Source organism: Streptomyces sp. NPDC050535 (genome assembly GCF_044457665.1).
Lineage (GTDB): Bacteria > Actinomycetota > Actinomycetes > Streptomycetales > Streptomycetaceae > Streptomyces.
In genome coordinates this window covers 548,930-568,195 of the sequence record NZ_JBITHE010000002.1, presented here as the reverse complement: position 1 = coordinate 568,195, position 19,266 = coordinate 548,930, and the positions used below count along the sequence as shown (strand labels likewise).

The following is a 19,266-nucleotide window of genomic DNA, read 5'->3' as shown; positions in this document are numbered from 1 at the left end:
GGAGGCGTACGCATGCGGGTTCCCGTTGTGCGGCACAGCACCCGGCGGCGGCGAGCCGTCCTCAGGCGCGCCCTGTGGAGCTGCGGCGAACTCCTCGTCACGGTGGGCGTGGTGCTGCTGCTCCTCGTCGCGCACCAACTGTGGTGGACCAACCGGCAGGCCCAGCAGGGCGCCGAGCGTGAGGTGCGGGCCCTGGAGAGGGAGTGGCGGAGCGCGGCGCCCTCGGAGGCGCGGACGCCGCGGGTGGCCGCCACGCCCGCTGAGAGCGTCACCGAGGAGCCGTCCGCTACCGAGTCGTCGGGTGGCGTCAACCGTGCTGCCCCGCAGCCCAGTTGGTCCCAGGCCTACGCCGTCCTCGCCATCCCCCGGCTGAACCTCCGGGTCCCCGTCGCCGAAGGCGTCAGCAAACCCGGCGTACTCAACAAGGGGTACGTCGGCCACTACAAGGACACCCAACAGCCAGGCGAGGCAGGGAACTTCGCGCTCGCCGGACATCGCAACACACACGGCGAACCGTTCCGGTACATCAACCGGCTCAAGCCCGGCGACGAGATCAGCGTCGAGACCGAGGCCGCCCTCTACACGTACGTCGTCGACAGGACCCTTCCGCAGACCTCGGCTCGCGACGGCGGTGTCATCGGCCCCGTGCCGCGCAGCGCCACCCGGCCCGCCTACGGGTACAGCGAGCCCGGGTACTACCTGACCCTCACCACCTGCACCCCCGAGTACACCTCCACGTACCGGCTGGTGGTCTGGGGGAAGCTCACCTCCATGCGACCGCGCTGAACCGGGCTGAGCCGCGCCGGAACCGGGCGGGACCGTGCCGGAACCGGGCGGGCCGCGCTGTACCGGCCGGGATCCGAGCGGGGACCTGCTTGAGCCGATCAAGTCGCTTCCCGTATAACTCGTACAAGCCGTGTAACTCGTACAAGCCGTGTGGCTCCAAGCCGTACGAGGGAGCTGCAAGCCGTGAGAGGGAGGAGGAGCGGCCGATGACGAAGGCCTGGGGTAAGGACACCATGCGTCCCGCCGCCCTGCTGCTCCTGCTGTTCGTCGAGGTCGCCCTGCTCGACTCCGGCGGCCTGGCCGCCGCCTTGGCCGTCGCGTTCACGGCGACCGCCGCGGCCGGTTCCGCGCTCGCCGTCTGCGCGCTCATCGGCTCGCGCTGCGCGCCCGCCGTGCCGCGTACGCGCGTACGGACGGCCATCCGCGACCGCGAGCACCGTACGGCGTTCCTGTCCCAGCGTGATCCCGACGCGGCGGGGCGTTCGCGCCCCCGGGCGCCGGGGCGTGCCCTCCTGACGGCCGCCGCGTAGGGGATCTCCCGAGTCACACCGGTGCACCGCCATGTCCGTGCACCGCCACAGCCGTGCGCAGCCATGTCCGTGCGTGCACCGCGACATCCGTGCCCCCGCGCCTGGTCGTCATGCCGACACCCCGTACGCCGTACGCCCAAGGCCCACACGCCCGCGTACGCCCGTACTCCCGGCACGACGAGACCCCCGGAGGGCTCACCCATGTCCACGTTCCTGTCCGCTTTCGCCGGCCTTGTCGAGCAGCTCGCCGAGCTGCTCGAACCGCTGTTCCACGCCTCCGCGGCGGCTGCCGCGATCGTCCTGTTCACCGCGCTCGTACGTCTTCTCGTGCATCCTCTGTCCCGGGCCGCGGCGCGGGGACAGCGGGCGCGCACCAGGCTCCAGCCGCGCGTCGCGGAGCTGCGCAGGAAGCACGCGAAGAATCCAGAGAAGCTGCGGAAGGCGGTGCTGGAGCTGCACGAGGAGGAGAAGGTGTCGCCGCTGTCCGGGCTGCTGCCGGGGCTGTGCCAGATGCCGGCCTTCTTCCTGCTCTACCACCTGTTCTCCAGCTCGACGATCGGCGGCGAGGCCAACGGCCTGCTGGCGCACCAGCTCTTCGCGGCGCCCCTCGGCGACCGTTGGGCGGACGCGCTGGGCGACGGCGGGCTCCTCGGGGCGGCGGGCCTCGTCTACCTCGCGCTCTTCGCCCTCGTGGCGGGCGTCGCGAGCTTCAACTACTGGCGTACGAAGCGGATGACGGCGGCCGGCGCCGCACTGGCCGCCGCCTCGGCGGGCGACGCGGGCCAGCCGGTGCCCGGGCTCGCCGCGATCACCAAGGTCATGCCGTTCATGTCCTTCCTCACGCTCTTCTCCGTGGCGGTGATGCCGCTGGCGGCCGCGCTCTACATGGTGACCAGTACGACGTGGAGCGCGGTGGAGCGGGCGCGGCTGTACCCCTTGAACGCGTGAGCCGTACGTCCTGAGCATGCGAGCCGTACGTCCTGAACGCGTGAGCCGTGCCTCCTGAGCAGGTGAACCGTGGCCTCTGGACATCGGAGGGCGGTCCAGTCCGTGATCAGGGTCTTGCGGACTGGACGCCGAGCTTGGACGATCGACCAGTCATCCGATGGCTGCACCCGTCGGACGACTGCCCGAGATCGAGGGAGATACAGATCATGAAGCTGCTGCGAGTCGGTACGTCGGGGTCGGAGCGGCCTGCGCTGCTTGACGCCGACGGGACCCTGCGGGACCTGTCGGGTGTCGTCACGGACATCGACGGGGCGCTGCTCGCCGATCCCGCGGCGCTCGGCCGGATCCGGTCCGCCGCCGAGGCGGGTGAGCTGCCCGAACTGGACGCGGCCGGGCTGCGCGTCGGGCCGCCGCTCGCCCGGATCGGCAAGGTCGTGTGCATCGGGCTGAACTACCACGACCACGCCCGCGAGACGGGCGTCGAGCCGCCCGGTGAGCCGGTCGTCTTCTTCAAGGCGGCGGACACGGTGATCGGCCCGAACGACACCGTGCTCGTGCCGCGCGGGTCCGTGAAGACCGACTGGGAGGTCGAGCTCGCGATCGTCATCGGCCGCACGGCACGCTATCTGGGGTCCCACGAGGAGGCGCTCGCGCACGTCGCCGGGTACGCGGTGGCGCACGACGTCTCCGAGCGCGAGTTCCAGATCGAGCGTGGCGGGACGTGGGACAAGGGCAAGAACTGCGAGACGTTCAACCCGCTGGGGCCTTGGCTGGTGACCGCGGACGAGGTGCCGGACCCGCAGAACCTGACCCTGAAGCTCTGGGTCAACGCCGAGCTCAAGCAGAACGGGACGACGGCCGAGCAGATCTTCCCGGTCGCCGAAGTGGTGCGGTACGTAAGCCAGTTCATGACGCTGTACCCGGGCGATGTCATCAACACCGGTACGCCGGCGGGGGTTGCCATGGGGGCGCCGGAGCCCAAACCGTACCTGCGGGCCGGGGACGTGGTGGAGCTGGAGATCGAGGGGCTGGGCCGGCAGCGGCAGGAACTCAAGGACGCGTAGGCGCTGCGCCGGCTGGAGCGGGGGGCTGTGGGTGGGCTGCCGGGCGCGGTTCCCCGCGGCCCGGGCCAGCCGCCAGCCGCCCGCGGTCACCCGCTGGTCAGCGCCACTCGGCCACCCGTCGGCTGGCGGTCACCGTCACCTGCCGGTGGCAGTCGGCGGACGGCCAGCCGCCAGCGGTCACCCGCTGGTCAGCGCCCTCCGGTCACCGCCGGCCCGCGGCCACCGTCACCCGCCGCCGGCCATCGGCGGACGGTCGGCCGTCCGCCGTTTGTCGTCGGCTGACGGCCGTCCGTGGTTGGTCGCGCGGTTCCCCGCGCCCCTGACGGGGCGTATCCCTCACCCGGCGATGAAGCGCTCCAGGGCTGTCACGACCATCGCGTGGTCCTCCACCTGCGGCAGCCCGGACACGACCACCGTGCCGACAACTCCCGCTCCCTCGACCGTGATCGGGAACGCGCCGCCGTGTGCCGCGTACTGGTCGGGGTCGAGGCGCGAGGAGTCCTCGAACGTCGTGCCCTTGGCGCGGAAGCGGGAGCCGACGAGGTAGGACGAGGAGCCGTAGCGTTCGACTACTCGGCGCTTGCGGTCGATCCAGGCGTCGTTGTCCGGGGTCGAACCGGGCAGCGCCGCGTGGAAGAGCTGCTGGCCGCCGCGGCGGATGTCGATGGCGACGGGCGCGGCCTGCTCGCGGGCCATGTCCACGAGCAGGGTGCCGAGCGCCCACGCGTCGGCGTGGGTGAAGTGCGTCAGCGTCAACCGGCGCTCCTGCTCCTCCAGTTCGGGAATCGTGGGGGCGCTCACAGCGACACCACCACTCCGTCGCGGGCGGAGCGGCGGGCCGCCTCCAGGACGTCGAGGGCGGCCGCGGCCTCGTGCGCGGTGACCGGGTTGATGCCGCCGTCGCGCAGAGCGGCCGCGATGGCCGCGTAGTACGCGGGGTAGGCGCCCGGAACCGTGGGCTCGGGCCGGCCGCCGCCCGTGAGCGGTGACTCCCCGGCGCCCAGCCGGCCCCACAGGGACTCGGGCTCGACGCCCCACTCCTCGTCGGTGTCCGTGGGGCGTCTGCCATCACGCAGGGCCGCCTCCTGGGGGTCGAGGCCGTACTTCACGTAACCGGCCTGCGAGCCCAGCACCCTGAAGCGCGGGCCGAGTTGGGCGGTGGTCGCCGACACGTAGAGGTGGGAGCGGACGCCGCTCTCGTGGGTGATCGCGAAGAACGTGTCGTCGTCCGTCTCGGCGCCCGCGCGGCGGATGACCGACTCCGCGTACACCGAGGTCGCGGGGCCGAAGAGGACCAGCGCCTGGTCGACGACGTGGCTGCCGAGGTCGAAGAGGAGACCTCCGATCTCTGCCGGGTCGCCGGACTCGCGCCAGCCGCCCTTGGGCTGCGGGCGCCAGCGCTCGAAGCGGGACTCGAAGCGCCATACGTCGCCCAACTCGCCCTCGGCGATGAGCTTGCGGAGCGTCAGGAAGTCGTTGTCCCAGCGGCGGTTCTGGAAGACGGAGAGCAGCAGGCCGCGTTCGTCGGCCAGGGCGGCCAGCTCGCGGGCCTCCGCCGCCGTACCGGCGAGGGGCTTGTCGACGACGACCGGGAGGCCCGCCTTGAGCGCGGCGGTCGCGATCGAGACATGCGTCTTGTTCGGCGACGCGATGACGACCAGGTCCAGCTCGTCGGCGCGGGCCCAGAGGTCGTCGGGGGTGGCGGCGAAGCGGAGCCCGTCGCCGAACTCGGCGCGCGCCTGCTCCTGCCGCTCCGGGTTCGAGGTGACGACCGTGTCGAGGGCCAGGCCCTCGGTCGCCGCGATCAGGGGGGCGTGGAAGACGGAGCCCGCCAGGCCGTAGCCGACGAGGGCCACGCGGAGGGGGCCGCCCGGGGTGCCGGGGGCTGCGGGGGCGGCGGGCGCGCCGGGTTCAGAACCTGTGCCAGTCATACGTCCACTTTCGCAACGCTGTTGCCAAAGTGCAAGCGCGGAGGACAATGGCGTACGTGAACAGGAGCGATGCGGGGTCGGAGCCGGGGCCGGATGCCGAGACGGGGGTGGGTTCGCCGGGTGTGCACGCCGGGCGGGGGGCGGAGCCCGCCGGGGAGGGCGGCGCGGTGAGCGGTGGCTTGGTGAGCGGTGGCTTGGCAAGCGGCGGCGCGGCGGCGGGCGGCTCGGTGACTGGCGGTGCGGGAGCGGGGGGTTCGGTGACCGGGGGTCCGGTTGCGGGGGGTTCGGTGATCGGGAGTTCGGTTGCGGGCGGCTCGGTGACCGGCGGTGGGGCGGGAGTGAACCTGCTCGCCCCGCGTAGCCACAACGCGGCGCTCGTGCTCGACCTGCTGCGCACCGCGGGACCGGCCGGCATCAGCCGCCTCGAACTCGCCGAGCGGACCGGGCTCACCCCGCAGGCCGTCAGCAAGATCACGGCCCGGCTGCGGGCGGACGGTCTGCTGACGGAGGCGGGCCGCCGCGCCTCCACGGGCGGCAAGCCCCGCACGGTGCTGCGGCTCGTCCCGGAGGCCGGCCACGCGGTCGGCCTCCACCTCGACCGCGACGAGCTGACAGCCGTGCTCTGCGATCTGACCGGGGCGGTCGTGGGCGAGCGCCGGGCTCCCCTCGATCTGGGCGGCGGCGCGGACGCGGTGGTCGAGGGCGCGGCCACGGAGGTCGCGGCGCTGCTCAGGGGGGTGGACTCCGTGCTCGGGGTCGGGGTCGCTGTCCCCGGCCCGCTCGATCACGTACGAGGGGTGCTGCACCGGGTCACCGGGTTCCCGGAGTGGGACGGGTTTCCGCTCCGGGACGCCCTGGCGGGGCGGCTCGCGCTGCCCGTGGTGGTGGACAAGGACACGAACGCCGCCGCGCTGGGCCTGGCGGCGGGCGGCGGCCCCGGCGCCGCCGCGGGCAACGGCTCCTTCGCCTATCTGCATCTGGGTACGGGCCTCGGGGCCGGCCTCGTCATCGGCGGCACCGTCCACCGCGGCGCCCGCACCGGCGCGGGCGAGTTCGGACACCAGGTCATCCAGCTCGACGGGCCCCTGTGCGGCTGCGGCGACCGGGGCTGCGTCGAGGTGCTGTGCCTGGGCGCGGTGGCCCGGGGCGCGGTGGCGGAGGCGGCGCGGGTGCTGGGCGTCGGGGCGGCGAACCTGGCGGGGCTGCTGGACATCGACCTGGTGCTGCTGGGCGGCCGTACGATCGCGGCCCATCAGGAGACCTTCGTACGAGGTGTCGGCGCCGTACTCGACGAGCGGGCCCGGCGAGAGGGCGCGGAGACGGCGGTTCCCGTACGGGTCGCTCCCGGCGGGGCGCGAGGCGTGGCGGAGGGAGCCGCGCAGTTGCTGCTGGGGCCGCTGTTCGGGCGGGGGGACGGGTGAGGGCCGACGGGGAAGCCCCAGGGAGAAGCTCCCACAGGTGGGCAGGGGCACGCCTCCCCGGGACGGTTCAGATCGGATACGCCGTGTGGATGTTGCCGTCCGGCCCGTGCCCGTGCCCGTGCCCGTGGGTTGGTCGGGGCGGGCGTTCCGAGGATGCCCTCCCGGAGCCGTCGGCCGAGGGCGAGGTCGTCGCCGTCCCAGAGGAAGTTGTCGTCGAACTCACCGGGCAGCGAGGGTTCGGGACCGGTGGGATCCTGCGCTTCGCCTCGCAGGCTTCCTCCTCTCGCGTCCTGCGGGCATCGGTGGCCACCGACACCGACCGACCGGGGCGTTCGGCGGCACCGTACGGGCTAGATCGTTTCCGCCGGTCGGGGGGAGTCGTGCCGCCGATCGGGGTTCCGGTGGGCGTGGCGGTGGGGTGCGGGCGGGTGCGCGTGGCAGGGTCGCGGGCCGCTGCCCGGTACCGCTTACGCTCCCGATCGGCAAAGGCTCTTCATGCGAACGCGAACGCGATTGAGACTGCGCACGTCCCTGCCCCTCTCCGTTACTGCTGCGGCCGCCGCCCTCCCACTCACGCTCGCCACACCCGGTACGGCGCTGGCGGACCCACGCCCCACCTGCGCGGCCACCGAGAGCCGCGCCTTCCCTGTGCAGACCCGGATCCACGGCGGTCCCGCCCGCTACGACGTCGGGGGCGACTTCGGGACCTGGTACATCGACCTCACCAACACCACCGCGCACACCTGCGAGGGCATCCACCCGATCGTCGTCCTCGTGGACGGGAAGCGGGCGTTGCGGCCCGAGCAGGCGCGGCTGGAGTTCTACGAGGGCGAGGGCGAGGGCGAGGGCAAGAGGGGGAGGGAGGGCGATCGCGACGGTGAGGGCGAGGGCGACGGTGTGCGAGACCTGCCGCATCCCGTCGAGTTCGAGAAGACCGACGAGGACGAGAACGTGGGGGCGTTCGACGACGGTTTCCCGGGGTTCACCGTGGGACCCGGGCGCACGCTCACCGTGAAGGTGCGCCTCTCCGTCACCTCCGACGCTGCCGCCCCGAACGACGTCGTCGCCAACGCGGCCGTCGTGCAGCGGCACGACGACGACGGCGACTGGGTGGGGGAGTCGAACGACTACCGGTTCCGCATCGAGGACGAGGGCGGAGACGGAGGAGAGGAGGAGCGGGACCCGCGGGATCGAGAGGACACGGGCGGGGGCACGAGCGGTGACAGCACCGGCGGGACCGGGACCGGGACCGGGACCGTGGCCGGCACCGAGGCCGAGGCCGGGACCGATGCCGGGACCGGCGGTGAAGGCGCCGACGGCGGTGTCGTACGGGAAGAGGGGGCCGCCCCGGCAGCCGACGAACTGGCCAGCACCGGCCCGAGGGCATCGCACGGGCTCGGCCTGGCGGCGGGCATCGTGCTGTCCGCCACCGGAGTCGTCCTCCTGGTGGTGTCCCGGCGGGCGAGGCTGCGGCGGTGATCCCGGGGCCCTGGTCGTGTGCCGGCGGGTGGGATCAGGTCGCTGACGCCCGGAGCCTGCCGTGTCCCGCCGGGTGGGACCGGGCTGCTTACGCGCCCGGAGCCTGCCGCGCGCCCCGGCGGCCGTAGCCAAGGGGTGATGCCGGGAGCCCTGGTCGTGTCCCGGCGGGTGAGATCAGGTCGTTGATGCCGGGAGTCCTCGCCGTGTTCCGGCGGGCGCGGCCGGGCCGTGGAGTCCGGGGTTCGTGTTGCCGCCCGTGTGGCGGGGCCGCGTCGCTGATGTCCCGGGTCCGCGCGCGCCCCGGTGAGGGCCCGGCCCCGGTGCGTGTCCCCGCCGGTGATACCTGGAAGTCGTCGCGAAGCCCCCGTCTGCGACGATCGTTCCCGTGGACTACCCGAACGACCAGGCCCCCGGCGCCCCCGTGCGCTCCGGCATTCCGGAGCACGGCCGCATCCCGAAGTACTACGCGGTGAAGGCGCATATCGCCCTGCTCATCGAGGAGTTGGGCGAGGGAGGCCCGCTGCCGCCCGAGCGGGATCTCGCGGAGAAGTACGAGGTCGCGCGGGAGACCGTGCGGCAGGCGCTGCGGGAGCTGCTGCTCGAGGGGAAGGTGCGCCGGCAGGGGCGCGGCACGGTGGTCGCCGGCCCGAAGCTGGAGCAGCCGCTCTCGCTCGCCAGCTACACCGAGGGCGTACGGCGGCAGGGGCGCACCCCCGGTCGTACGCTGATCAGCCTCGACCGCTTCCCCTGCCCCGAGAGCCTCGCCGCCGAGGCCGGGCTGACGCGCGGCGAACCCGTCTGGCACATGGAGCGGGTGCTGCTCGCCGACGACGAGCGGGTGGGATTGGAGAGCACCTACGTCGCCGTGGCGCGCGTGCCGCACCTCGACCGCGACTTCACCCCCGACTCCTCCTTCTACGCCTACCTCCACGAGCGGCTCGGTATCGCGTTCGGCGACGCCGACGAGCGCATCGAGACGGTGCTGGCAACCCCCCGCGAGGCGCTGCTCATCGGTACCTCGCCCGCGCTGCCGATGCTGCTGATCCACCGGGTCTCGCGGGACACGGCGGGGAAGCCGCTGGAGCGGGTGCGGACGCTGTACCGGGGGGACCGGTTCTCGTTCACCGCTCACCTCGGCGGCTGATCCCTCACGGTTCGGGCGGGCTGCGGCCCGCCCGTTTTTATAACAGACACATAACGGGTCTAGCCCAAACGTGATGGGCAGTTCACCATCTGGATGCTGTGCGGTCCCTTTCGATTCCCCCGTTCCAAGGAGCGTTGCCGTCGTGAGAGTGATAGTCGTCGGAGCCGGCGTGGTGGGCACCCTGCATGCCTGGCACGCAATTGAGCGCGGCCACGAGGTCGTGCAGATCGAGCGTGAGGCGGAGGCCCGTGGGGCCTCGCTGCGCAACTTCGGACAGATCTGGGTGAGTGGTCGCGCCGGAGGAGAGGAGCTCGAAACCGCCCTGCGGGCAAGGGAGTTGTGGGAATCGATCGGGGCCCGCGTCCCGAGGATCGGTTTCCGGGCGAACGGGTCGCTGACCCCGGTACGCGGCGAGCGTGAACTCGCCGTCGCCGAGGAGGCGTTGGCCCGCCCGGACGCCGCCGCCCGCGGCTACAAGCTGCTGACCGCGGGGGAGGCGCGCGCCGTGAACCCGGCTCTGCGGGGCACGTACGACGCCGCCCTGTACTGCGAGCGCGACGCGGCCGTCGAACCGCGTGTCGCCCAACTCGCCCTTCGTGAAGCGCTGTTGGAGTCCCCGCGCTACACCTTCCTGCCGGGCCGCGAGGTCCGCGACGTCGTCGGCGAGCACGCGGTCCGTGACGACCACGGCGATGTGCACCGTGGCGACGTGGTGGTGCTGTGCACGGGGGCCTGGCTGGGTGGTCTCGTACGGGAGTTGGCCGGGCCCGAGCTGCCCGTGCGGCGCGTGCGGCTGCAGATGATGCAGACCGAGCCGCTGGGCGAGCCGCTCACCACCTCGGTCGCCGACGCGGACAGCTTCCGTTACTACCCGGCCTACCGCGGCGAGGCACTGGACCGGCTCAACTCCGGTCAGCCGCAGGCCGAGACCGCGGCCGCCCACCGTATGCAGCTCCTCATGGTGCAGCGCGCGGACGGCGGGCTGACCATCGGCGACACCCACGAGTACGAGCACCCCTTCGCCTTCGACACCGTCGAGGAGCCGTACGACCACCTGGCCGGCGTGGTCGAGTCCTTCCTCGGACGGCCGCTGCCGAAGATCCGGCGGCGCTGGGCCGGGGTGTACGCGCAGTGCACCGACCCGAGCCGGGTGGTGCACCGGCAGCGGGTGCGGGACGGGGTCTGTTTGGTCACCGGGCCCGGCGGGCGCGGCATGACCTGCTCGCCCGCCATAGCCGAGAAGACCGCCAACGAACTGGGATGGTGAGGAAATTGACCTCGGAGAACCCGGAGAGCCCGGAGAACCCGGATACGGCCACAGACATACGGCTCGTCGTGCTCGACATGGCCGGCACCACCGTCGCCGACGGCGGACTCGTCGAGCGGGCCTTCGCGACGGCCGCCGGGGAACTGGGCGTCGAGCCCGGCTCCGCCGACCACGCGGAGAAGCTCGACTACGTCCGGGCCACCATGGGCGAGTCCAAGATCTCCGTCTTCCGGCACCTGTTCGGGGAGGAGACGCTCGCCCAGCGGGCCAACTCCGCCTTCGAGAAGGCGTACGGGGAACTCGTCGAGGGCGGGCTCATCGCACCGATCGACGGCGCGCGCGAGGCGATCGGGGAACTCACCGACGCCGGGCGGACGGTCGTACTGACCACCGGGTTCGCCCGGGTCACCCAGGACGCGATCCTCGCCGCCCTCGGCTGGCAGGACCTGGTGCCGCTCACGCTGTGCCCCGCCGACGCGGGGGGCCGCGGACGCCCGTACCCCGACATGGTGCTGGAGGCGTTCCTGCGGACCCGGGCCGCCGACGCCCTGCGGCAGGTCGCCGTGGTCGGCGACACCTCGTACGACATGCTCAGCGGCGTACGCGCCGGGGCCGGAGTCGTCGCCGGAGTCCTCACCGGAGCGCACGGCGACACGGCGCTGCGCGCGGCGGGCGCCACCGCCGTCCTCGGGTCCGTCGCCGAACTGCCCTCCCTGCTCAGAGGAGTCGGGCCATGACCGGCGGCATCCGCTTCGAGAACGTGTCGGTCGCGTACGACGGGACCACGGTCCTCGACTCGCTCGACCTCACCGTCGGGACCGGCGAGGTCATGGCGCTGCTCGGGCCCTCCGGCTCCGGCAAGACGACCGCGCTGCGCGCTGTCGCCGGGTTCGTACGGCCCTTCTCCGGGCGGGTGTTCATCGGCGACCGCGACGTGACCGGCCTGCCGCCGCACCGGCGCGGGATCGGCATGGTCGTCCAGCAGTACGCGCTCTTCCCGCACATGCGGGTCGCGGACAACGTCGCCTTCGGGCTCAGGGCGCGGAAGGCTCCCAAGGGCGAGATCCGCGGGCGGGTGGCCGAGGCGCTGGAGATGACCGGGATGGCGGCGTACGCGCGGCGCTATCCGCGCGAGCTGTCCGGCGGGCAACAGCAGCGCGTCGCCATCGCGCGGGCGCTCGCCATCCGGCCCGGCGTCCTGCTGCTCGACGAGCCGCTGTCCGCGCTCGACGCCCGGCTGCGCTCCGGAATGCTCGCCGAACTCGCGCGGCTGCACCGGGAGTTGCCCGATGTGTCGATCCTTTACGTCACCCATGACCAGGTCGAGGCGCTGACCCTGGCGGACCGGATCGCCGTCATGGACAGGGCCCGGCTGCGGGACGTCGGGACGCCCCAGGAGTTGTACCGGGCGCCGCGCACCGAGTTCACGGCGTCCTTCGTGGGCAACGCGAACCTGCTGCCGGTGACGGTGGGTTCCGGCACGGTGTCCCTCGCCGGGACCGAGCTCAAGGTCCCGACCGGGGGTGCCGCCCGGGGTGCGTCCGCCACGCTGTGCATACGCCCTCACCTCGTCGGGCTCGGGGAGGGCCCCAACTCCCTCGGCGGGACCGTCGCCGAAGTGCAGTGGCGGGGGGCCACCCATCGGCTGTACGTCGACGTGGCGGGCCACCGGGTGATGGCCGACCTCCGAGAGCTGCGGACGCCGCCGGCTCCGGGGGACCCGGTGGACCTGCACTTCGCCTCGGAGGACGCGGTACTGCTCGCCGGCGGGGTGACCGATGGGTAGGTCCGGTGAACCTCAGATGACAAGCGGCCCGGCGCCGGTGGCTGTGCCCGCCCTCCCCCACTCTCGGCTTCGCTCGAGCGGGGGGACCCCCATCGCCCTGCGGAACGATTGCCCACAGCCGGGTCAGCCGGGTCAGCCGGGCCGGCCCGAGTCGTCGGCGTCGGAACAAGGCCCCCGGCGCTGGTCGGCCGCCCCGCTCTGGGCTCTGCCCCCCGTCGCCGTGCTCGGCCTCGTGTTTCTCTATCCGCTCGCCCTGGTGGTCCAGCAGTCGTTCCGGCCGGACAGCGGGGGGACCTCGGCGCAGGCCTACGCGGATGTGTTCGCCTCCACCGCGTTCCGTGAGGCGCTCTGGACCACCGTCTGGCTGGCCGTCGCCGCGACCGTCGGATGCCTGGTGCTCGGGTTCGTCCTCGCCCTGGTCATCGCCTTCGTGCCGTTCCCCGGCGGGAAGGCGGTCGCCAGGTTCATCGACGTCTTCCTGTCCTTCCCGTCCTTCCTGATCACGCTCGCGCTGTTGTTCGTCTACGGCACCGTCGGCATGGCCAACGGGCTGTGGACGGGCGCCACCGGGGCGGCCGAGGGGCCCTTCCAGTTCCTCACCACGCCCTGGGGTGTGCTCCTCGCGGAGATCACGTACTTCACCCCGTTCGTGATGCGGCCGCTGCTCGCCGCCTTCTCCGGCATCGACACCGGTCAGCTGGAGGTGGCGTCCTCGCTGGGCGCGCGGCCGGCGCGGATCGTGCGGCAGGTCATCCTGCCCGAGGCGCTGCCCGCGCTCGCCGCCGGCGGCAGCCTGGTCCTGGTGCTGTGCCTGAACGAGTTCGGCATCGTGCTGTTCACCGGCGCGAAGGGGGTCACCACCCTGCCGATGCTCGTGTACGGCAAGGCGATCCTGGAGTCGGACTATCCGGGAGCGTGTGTCGTCGCCGTCGTCAACGTCCTGATCTCCGTGGGTCTCTACGGCCTCTACCGGGTGGTGAGCCGCCGTGCTGGTGCATAGCCGCAAGGGGAAGTGGGCCACCTGGGCAGTCTTCTTCGTCCTCTTCCTGCCCCTGTTCGCCCTGCCCCTGCTCGTCGTCCTCGCCGCGTCGTTCGCCACGAACTGGTCGAGCGTGCTGCCGTCCGGTTTCACCACCGGGCACTACACCGCCGCCACTCGCGGCGAGTCGCTCCAGGCCCTCACCACCAGCCTGGTCACCGCCCTCACCGCGAGCGTGCTCGCGCTGGTCGTGGGCACCTGGGCGGCGCTCGCCGGGCACGCCCTGAAGAAGCGCGGCAAGCGCCTGCTGGACGCGCTGTTCATGTTGCCGGTCGCGGTGCCCTCCGTCGTCGTCGGGCTCGCGATCCTGGTCGCCTTCTCCAAGCCGCCGGTGCTGCTCAACGGCACCCGGTGGATCGTCATCCTCGCGCACGCCGTTCTTGTCACGGCGTTCGCCCATCAGTCGGTGTCGGCCGCGATCGTGCGTCTCGACCCGGCGTACGAACAGGCCGCCGCCTCCCTCGGCGCCCGGCCCTCGTACGTGCTGTGGCGGGTGCGGCTGCCGCTGCTGCTGCCCTCCCTGACCGCCGCCGCGGGACTCTGCTTCGCCCTGTCCATGGGCGAGTTGAGCGCCACGATGATGCTCTACCCGCCGGACTGGACCCCGCTGCCCGTCCAGATCTACGCGGCCACCGACCGTGGCGCCCTGTTCACCGGCTCCGCGCTCGCCGTGGTCCTCATGACGGCGACGGTGCTCGTGCTGTTCCTCGTCTCCCGGATCCGCACCAAGGCCTCCTACCGCTGACCCGCTGATCCGTCCCACCTTCCGAAACCCTCAAAAGCACAGACCACGCAAGGAGTTCACCTCGCCATGCCCAGAAACACGCACCTCAGGCCGGTCACCGCCGTCGTCGGCGCCCTTGCCCTCGCCTCCACCCTCACCGCCTGCGGCGGCGAGTCCGCCGCCTCCGACGCCAAGGTCGTCACCGTCTACAGCGCTGACGGCCTCAAGGGCGAGAACGGCGACGGCTGGTACGACCAGGTCTTCAAGGACTTCGAGAAGGAGACCGGGATCGAGGTCAAGTACGTCGAGGGCGGCTCGGGCGAGATGGTCCAGCGGGCCGTCCGCGAGAAGACCAACCCGCAGGCCGACGTCCTCGTCACCCTCCCGCCGTTCATCCAGCAGGCCGACGGCAAGGGACTGCTCCAGAAGTACGCGCCCGAGGGCTCCGACCAGGTCGACGGCGCCGACAAGGCCGCCGACGCCACCTGGACCTCCGTCGTCAACAACTACTTCGGCTTCGTCTACAACAAGAAGGAGCTGAGCCAGGCGCCCACGACGTGGGAGGAGTTGTTGGACGGGACGTACAAGAACAAGCTCCAGTACTCGACGCCCGGCGTCGCCGGTGACGGAACCGCCGTACTCATCAAGGCGATCCACGACTTCGGCGGCAAGGACGCGGCGCTGGATTACCTGAAGAAGCTCCAGACGAACAACGTCGGCCCCTCCGCCTCCACCGGCAAGCTCGCCCCCAAGGTCGACAAGGGCGAACTGCTGGTCGCCAACGGCGACGTCCAGATGAACTACGCGCAGTCCAAGGACATGCCGAACCTTGGCATCTGGTTCCCGCAGGCCGCCGACAAGGCCGCCGACGGCGCCGGCAGGCCGACCACCTTCGCGCTCCCGTACGCCGCCGGCCTCGTCACCAGGGCCCCGCACACCGAGAACGGCAAGAAGCTCCTCGACTACCTGCTGACCGCCAAGGCCCAGCAGCAGGTCAGCGAGATCGGCGGCGGCTTCTCCGCCCGCAAGGACATCAAGGCCACCGACGCCAACGCCATCGCCCTCACCGAGCTCATGGACGGCGTCGAGGTCTTCGAGCCCGACTGGGCGGACATCGACAAGAACCTGACCTCGTACGTCGAGGACTGGAAGTCCGCCACCGGCAGCTGAACCACCGGCAGCCGGACCCCCGCCCCACACGACAACCCTCACCCGCGACGCCCCTGGACCACCGGGGGCGTCGACATGACCGGCCACCGCGCCACCCCTCGCCGTTCCATCCGTGCCCCGCACCCTCGTCCCCCTTCCGGAGGATCACGTGTCGTCACGCATGTCCCGTCGCTCCCTGCTCGCCTCCGCGGCCGGCCTCGCCCTCGCCGCCGGCCCGCTCGCGTCCGTCGCCCGAGCCGCCGCCAAGACCCCCAAGGTCCTCGTCATCGGCCTCGACGGCACGCTGCTGAGCCGCGTCAAGGACGCCGACGCCCCCAGCCTGGACGCCCTGATGGCCGCGGGCCTCACCGCGCCCAGCAGCGTCTACGCCAACCCGCTCGCGCCCACCCTCTCCGGCCCCGGCTGGTCCACGATCATCACCGGCGTCTGGCCCGACAAGCACAACGTCAAGGACAACAACTTCACCGGGCAGAAGTTCGCCCAGTACCCGGACTTCCTCACCCGGATCGAGACCGCGAAGCCGTCCCTGTCGACGTACGCCGTCTCCTCCTGGGCGCCCCTGACGGACACCGTCTTCTCCTTGAAGGTCGACACCCGCGTGTCCACCCCGAGCGCCGAGTACGACACCGGCACCACCTCCCGCGCCGTCGCCCGGTTGCGCGACGCCGACCCCGACGCGGTGTTCGTGCAGCTCGACAACGTCGACCACGCGGGCCACAGCTACGGCGCCGCCAGCCGGCAGTACCTGGACGCCGTCCACGGAGCCGACGCACAGGTCGGACAGATGGTGGCCGCGGTCAAGTCCCGTGCCACGTACGCCTCAGAGGACTGGCTGATCATGATCACGGCCGATCACGGGCACACCGACGCGGGCGGCCACGGCGGTTCGAGCTGGCCCGAGCGGCAGACCTTCATGATCGCGACCGGTCCCACCCTGGCCGCCGGTTCGGTGCGCCACGACGTCAAGATGCCGGACATCGCCGCCTCCGCCCTCGCGCACCTCGGTGTCGCCATCGACCCCGCCTGGGGCCTCGACGGACGGCCCGTGCAGCAGCCCGCGCCGGACGACTTCGACGCGCTGCGCCCGCAGCTCGCCACCCGCGTCGACGAGACCGGCATCGGCGCCTCGGTGGCCGGCTTCACCCACACCCCGCCGAGCGGCTGGTCGGTCGACAACTCCGCGATGGGGACGGGCGGGGTCACCGAGTGGCGGGGCTGGTCCTTCACCACGGACGAGTTCTGGACGAAGGCGCAGGCCGACCAGAACCGCGAGAGCAACGTCCGGGCCCGCGACGTCTTCGCGGTCGCCGACGGTGACGAGTGGCAGGACAAGGCCTTCTCGGGCACCTTCGACTCCACCCTGGTCAGCCCCGCGTACCCGGTCACCGGAGGCGCCGCGGCCACCCTCACGTACACCACGTACTACCGCCAGGAGTCCCCGCAGAAGGGCGAGGTGCTCGTCTCCTACGACGGCGCGACGCCGGTCGGCGTGAAGACGTACACCGCCGACACGTCCTCCCGGGTGGAGAAGGTGACCCTCCAGGTGCCGCCCGGCGCCAGGACGGCGCGGGTCCGGTTCCGCTACACCGGCGGGAACAACTGGTACTGGGTGATCGACGGAGTATCGGTGAAACCGGCCTGACCAGGTCGGTACCACGCGGGCCTGACTAGGGTGGGGGGCGTCGGCACAGCGCCGTTCCGGCGCCCCCGGACCGATGGCGTACCCACGTCAGGACGGCAGGAGACCCAGCACATGTCAGAGCGCAAGCCCATCGAGTCGTGGCTCACCGACATGGACGGTGTGCTCATCCACGAGGGTGTGCCGATCCCCGGCGCCGACGCCTTCATCAAGAGGCTGCGGGAGTCCGGAAAACCCTTCCTGGTGCTCACCAACAACTCGATCTACACCGCCCGTGACCTGCACGCCAGGCTCCAGCGCATGGGCCTTGACGTGCCCGTCGACAACATCTGGACCTCCGCCCTCGCCACCGCCAGGTTCCTGGAGGACCAGCGGCCGGGCGGCACCGCGTACGTCATCGGCGAGGCGGGCCTGACCACGGCGCTGCACGACATCGGGTACGTGCTCACCGACCACGACCCCGACTACGTGGTCCTGGGGGAGACCCGTACCTACTCCTTCGAGGCCATGACCAAGGCGGTCCGGCTGATCAAGGGCGGCGCCCGTTTCATCGCCACCAACCCGGACGAGACCGGCCCTTCCGCGGAGGGCCCGCTGCCCGCCACCGGCGCGGTCGCCGCGCTGATCACCAAGGCGACCGGCAAGCACCCGTACTTCGCCGGCAAGCCGAACCCGCTGATGATGCGGACCGGCCTGAACGCCATCGGGGCGCACTCGGAGAGCAGCGCGATGATCGGCGACCGGATGGACACCGACGTACTGGCCGGGCTCGAGGCGGGCATGGAGACGTTCCTGGTGCTCACGGGGCTGACCACGCCCGCCGAGATCGAGCAGTACCCCTACCGCCCTTCGAAGATCGTCAACTCGATCGCGGATCTCGTCGACCGCGTCTGAGCCGCAGCCCGCACCGTGATCTAAACCATTCGGCACCCGTACGGAGCAGTCCGCCCCCTCTGGAGATGCGCCCCGGCGTCCCCAGGAGGAGTCTCCAGGTATCTGGAGGTTCACGATGCGCTCACTGCGAATCACTCTCTGTGTCGGGGCGGCGGTGGCGGCCGTGTTCGCTCCCGTCGCCCACGCGGCCGACGCGGGCGTCCGGGTGACGCCCGGCTCCCCGGCCCCCGGCGGCGACATCCAGCTCCGGGCGACGGGCTGCGCGGGACGGACGGGCACCGCGAAATCGGCCGCGTTCGTCGCCGACGCGCGGCTCACCGGCGAGGACGGCGCACTCGTCGGCGAGACCCGGGTGCCCACCTCGCTCAAGCCCGGCACCTACGACATCAAGGTCAGCTGCGACGGCTACGACGACAGGATCAAGGGCACGGTCACCGTCGGCGTCGCCCCCGACGGCAGTGCCAGTCCCGCCGCCCCCGCCTCGCCGGTCGCACCCGTCCACGCGGGCGGCGGCGGAGCCGCGACACAGCTCGCCCTCGTGGACGCCCGGCAGACCGGCCCCGGCACCTGGCACACGGTGACCGGCCTCGTCCTCGCGAGCGTGGCGGCCGTGGCCGTGGCGGTACGCAGTGCCCGCCGGAGCCGGCACGGCGACGCCCGCGACTGACATGTCCACGGAGGAGCACTCCTCGGCCGCCGGGCGCCTGATGACGGGCGTCGCCTGGGCGGTACTGCTGCTCGGGCTCTGGCTGTGGGGCCGTGAGGTGACCGACGTACGGCCAGGGGTGTCGGCGCCGACCACCGGCGACATGGCCGCGGTGGGACGCCCGCCTGGGATACGGCTGCCGCCCGCGAGGCGGCCGATGGGGGACGCGAAGCCGCAGCGCGTCGACATCCCCGCGATGGGGGTGCAGGCGCCCGTCGTGGCTCGCGGACTCGATCAGCGGGGCGCGATCGACCCGCCGCCCTTCGACCAGCCGGGCGTGGTCGGCTGGTACGGCGCCGGGGCGAAACCGGGAGCGGCCGGTACCGCACTGCTCGTGGGGCACGTCGACACCGAGACCAGGCCCGCGGTCTTCTACAAGCTCAGCACGGTACGGCCCGGCGAGACCGTCCGGGTGATCCGCGACGACGGGACGGTCGCCGAGTTCACCGTGGACGACGTACGGGTTCTCTCCCGCGACGACTTCGACGCCCAACAGGCCTACGGCCCAAGGCAGTCGGGCCGGGCCGAGCTACGTCTCATCACCTGCGGAGGCACCTTCGACGCGGCGAGCCGCACCTACACGGCGAACGTGATCGTCTCGGCGTACCTCACGGGAAGCGGACTCTGACCGTGCGGGCGGCCGGCTGCCGGGCACCCGGCCCGGCCGGCGACCCGCTCCCCCCGGGGGGAGCCGCCGACCGGGCTGGTCCTCGACCGCGCGCGCACGGGCTGCGGGAG

The 19,266-nt window shown here is 72.3% G+C and carries 19 protein-coding genes; 17 read left to right on the top strand and 2 right to left on the bottom strand.

The window, feature by feature from the left end; all coding sequences use genetic code 11:
- Positions 1-12 precede the first annotated feature (12 nt).
- From ACIBLC_RS07505 to ACIBLC_RS07490, 4 genes are all read left to right on the top strand, one after another.
- Positions 13-786: a class E sortase gene (locus ACIBLC_RS07505; RefSeq protein WP_399209793.1), complete on the top strand. Its 774-nt coding sequence runs from the start codon at positions 13-15 to the stop codon at positions 784-786.
- 206 nt (positions 787-992) lie between these two features.
- Entirely contained in the window at positions 993-1,316 is a 324-nt protein-coding gene (locus ACIBLC_RS07500) for a DUF6412 domain-containing protein (protein ID WP_399209792.1), read from the top strand.
- Positions 1,317-1,529: 213 nt separating this feature from the next.
- Positions 1,530-2,264 carry a YidC/Oxa1 family membrane protein insertase gene (locus ACIBLC_RS07495; RefSeq protein WP_399209900.1) on the top strand — a complete coding sequence of 245 codons (735 nt, stop codon included), beginning with the start codon at positions 1,530-1,532 and terminating at the stop codon, positions 2,262-2,264.
- A gap of 206 nt (positions 2,265-2,470) precedes the next feature.
- The gene (locus tag ACIBLC_RS07490; protein ID WP_399209791.1) at positions 2,471-3,328 is read left to right on the top strand and encodes a fumarylacetoacetate hydrolase family protein; all 858 of its coding nucleotides are present in this window, start codon (positions 2,471-2,473) and stop codon (positions 3,326-3,328) included.
- A 336-nt stretch (positions 3,329-3,664) separates the two neighbouring features.
- Here ACIBLC_RS07490 and ACIBLC_RS07485 read toward each other — a convergent pair whose 3' ends face one another.
- Together ACIBLC_RS07485 and ACIBLC_RS07480 are read right to left on the bottom strand one after the other, a co-directional pair.
- Positions 3,665-4,129 carry a heme-degrading domain-containing protein gene (locus ACIBLC_RS07485; RefSeq protein ID WP_399209790.1) on the bottom strand — a complete coding sequence of 155 codons (465 nt, stop codon included), beginning with the start codon at positions 4,127-4,129 and terminating at the stop codon, positions 3,665-3,667.
- Positions 4,126-5,259: a Gfo/Idh/MocA family oxidoreductase gene (locus ACIBLC_RS07480; RefSeq protein WP_399209789.1), complete on the bottom strand. Its 1,134-nt coding sequence runs from the start codon at positions 5,257-5,259 to the stop codon at positions 4,126-4,128. Before ACIBLC_RS07480 ends, ACIBLC_RS07485 begins: the two co-directional genes overlap by 4 nt.
- 287 nt (positions 5,260-5,546) lie before the next feature.
- Here ACIBLC_RS07480 and ACIBLC_RS07475 point away from each other — a divergent pair, with 287 nt between their 5' ends.
- From ACIBLC_RS07475 to ACIBLC_RS07415, 13 genes are all read left to right on the top strand, one after another.
- The gene (locus ACIBLC_RS07475; protein ID WP_399209788.1) at positions 5,547-6,680 is read left to right on the top strand and encodes an ROK family protein; all 1,134 of its coding nucleotides are present in this window, start codon (positions 5,547-5,549) and stop codon (positions 6,678-6,680) included.
- 513 nt (positions 6,681-7,193) lie between these two features.
- Positions 7,194-8,159: a hypothetical protein gene (locus ACIBLC_RS07470; protein ID WP_399209787.1), complete on the top strand. Its 966-nt coding sequence runs from the start codon at positions 7,194-7,196 to the stop codon at positions 8,157-8,159.
- Between the two features lie 385 nt (positions 8,160-8,544).
- Positions 8,545-9,303: a GntR family transcriptional regulator gene (locus ACIBLC_RS07465; protein WP_399209786.1), complete on the top strand. Its 759-nt coding sequence runs from the start codon at positions 8,545-8,547 to the stop codon at positions 9,301-9,303.
- A gap of 142 nt (positions 9,304-9,445) precedes the next feature.
- Positions 9,446-10,570 (top strand): TIGR03364 family FAD-dependent oxidoreductase, encoded by a 1,125-nt coding sequence (locus ACIBLC_RS07460; protein WP_399209785.1) that lies wholly within the window; start codon positions 9,446-9,448, stop codon positions 10,568-10,570.
- A complete protein-coding gene (locus ACIBLC_RS07455; protein ID WP_399209784.1) occupies positions 10,564-11,307 on the top strand; it encodes an HAD family hydrolase in 744 nt (247 codons plus the stop codon). Before ACIBLC_RS07460 ends, ACIBLC_RS07455 begins: the two co-directional genes overlap by 7 nt.
- A complete protein-coding gene (locus tag ACIBLC_RS07450) occupies positions 11,304-12,356 on the top strand; it encodes an ABC transporter ATP-binding protein (protein WP_399209783.1) in 1,053 nt (350 codons plus the stop codon). Before ACIBLC_RS07455 ends, ACIBLC_RS07450 begins: the two co-directional genes overlap by 4 nt.
- A gap of 16 nt (positions 12,357-12,372) precedes the next feature.
- Complete coding sequence (locus ACIBLC_RS07445; RefSeq protein WP_399209782.1) at positions 12,373-13,356, top strand: 2-aminoethylphosphonate ABC transporter permease subunit; 984 nt, start codon at positions 12,373-12,375, stop codon at positions 13,354-13,356.
- The gene (locus tag ACIBLC_RS07440; protein ID WP_399209781.1) at positions 13,343-14,140 is read left to right on the top strand and encodes an ABC transporter permease; all 798 of its coding nucleotides are present in this window, start codon (positions 13,343-13,345) and stop codon (positions 14,138-14,140) included. Before ACIBLC_RS07445 ends, ACIBLC_RS07440 begins: the two co-directional genes overlap by 14 nt.
- 66 nt (positions 14,141-14,206) lie before the next feature.
- The gene (locus ACIBLC_RS07435) at positions 14,207-15,289 is read left to right on the top strand and encodes a 2-aminoethylphosphonate ABC transporter substrate-binding protein (protein ID WP_399209780.1); all 1,083 of its coding nucleotides are present in this window, start codon (positions 14,207-14,209) and stop codon (positions 15,287-15,289) included.
- 160 nt (positions 15,290-15,449) lie between these two features.
- Positions 15,450-16,931 carry an alkaline phosphatase family protein gene (locus ACIBLC_RS07430; RefSeq protein WP_399209779.1) on the top strand — a complete coding sequence of 494 codons (1,482 nt, stop codon included), beginning with the start codon at positions 15,450-15,452 and terminating at the stop codon, positions 16,929-16,931.
- 111 nt (positions 16,932-17,042) lie between these two features.
- Entirely contained in the window at positions 17,043-17,822 is a 780-nt protein-coding gene (locus tag ACIBLC_RS07425; RefSeq protein WP_399209778.1) for an HAD-IIA family hydrolase, read from the top strand.
- A gap of 115 nt (positions 17,823-17,937) precedes the next feature.
- On the top strand, positions 17,938-18,489 hold the full coding sequence (locus ACIBLC_RS07420; protein ID WP_399209777.1) for a hypothetical protein: 552 nt from the start codon (positions 17,938-17,940) through the stop codon (positions 18,487-18,489).
- A gap of 1 nt (position 18,490) precedes the next feature.
- Positions 18,491-19,156 carry a class F sortase gene (locus ACIBLC_RS07415; protein ID WP_399209776.1) on the top strand — a complete coding sequence of 222 codons (666 nt, stop codon included), beginning with the start codon at positions 18,491-18,493 and terminating at the stop codon, positions 19,154-19,156.
- Positions 19,157-19,266 lie beyond the last annotated feature (110 nt).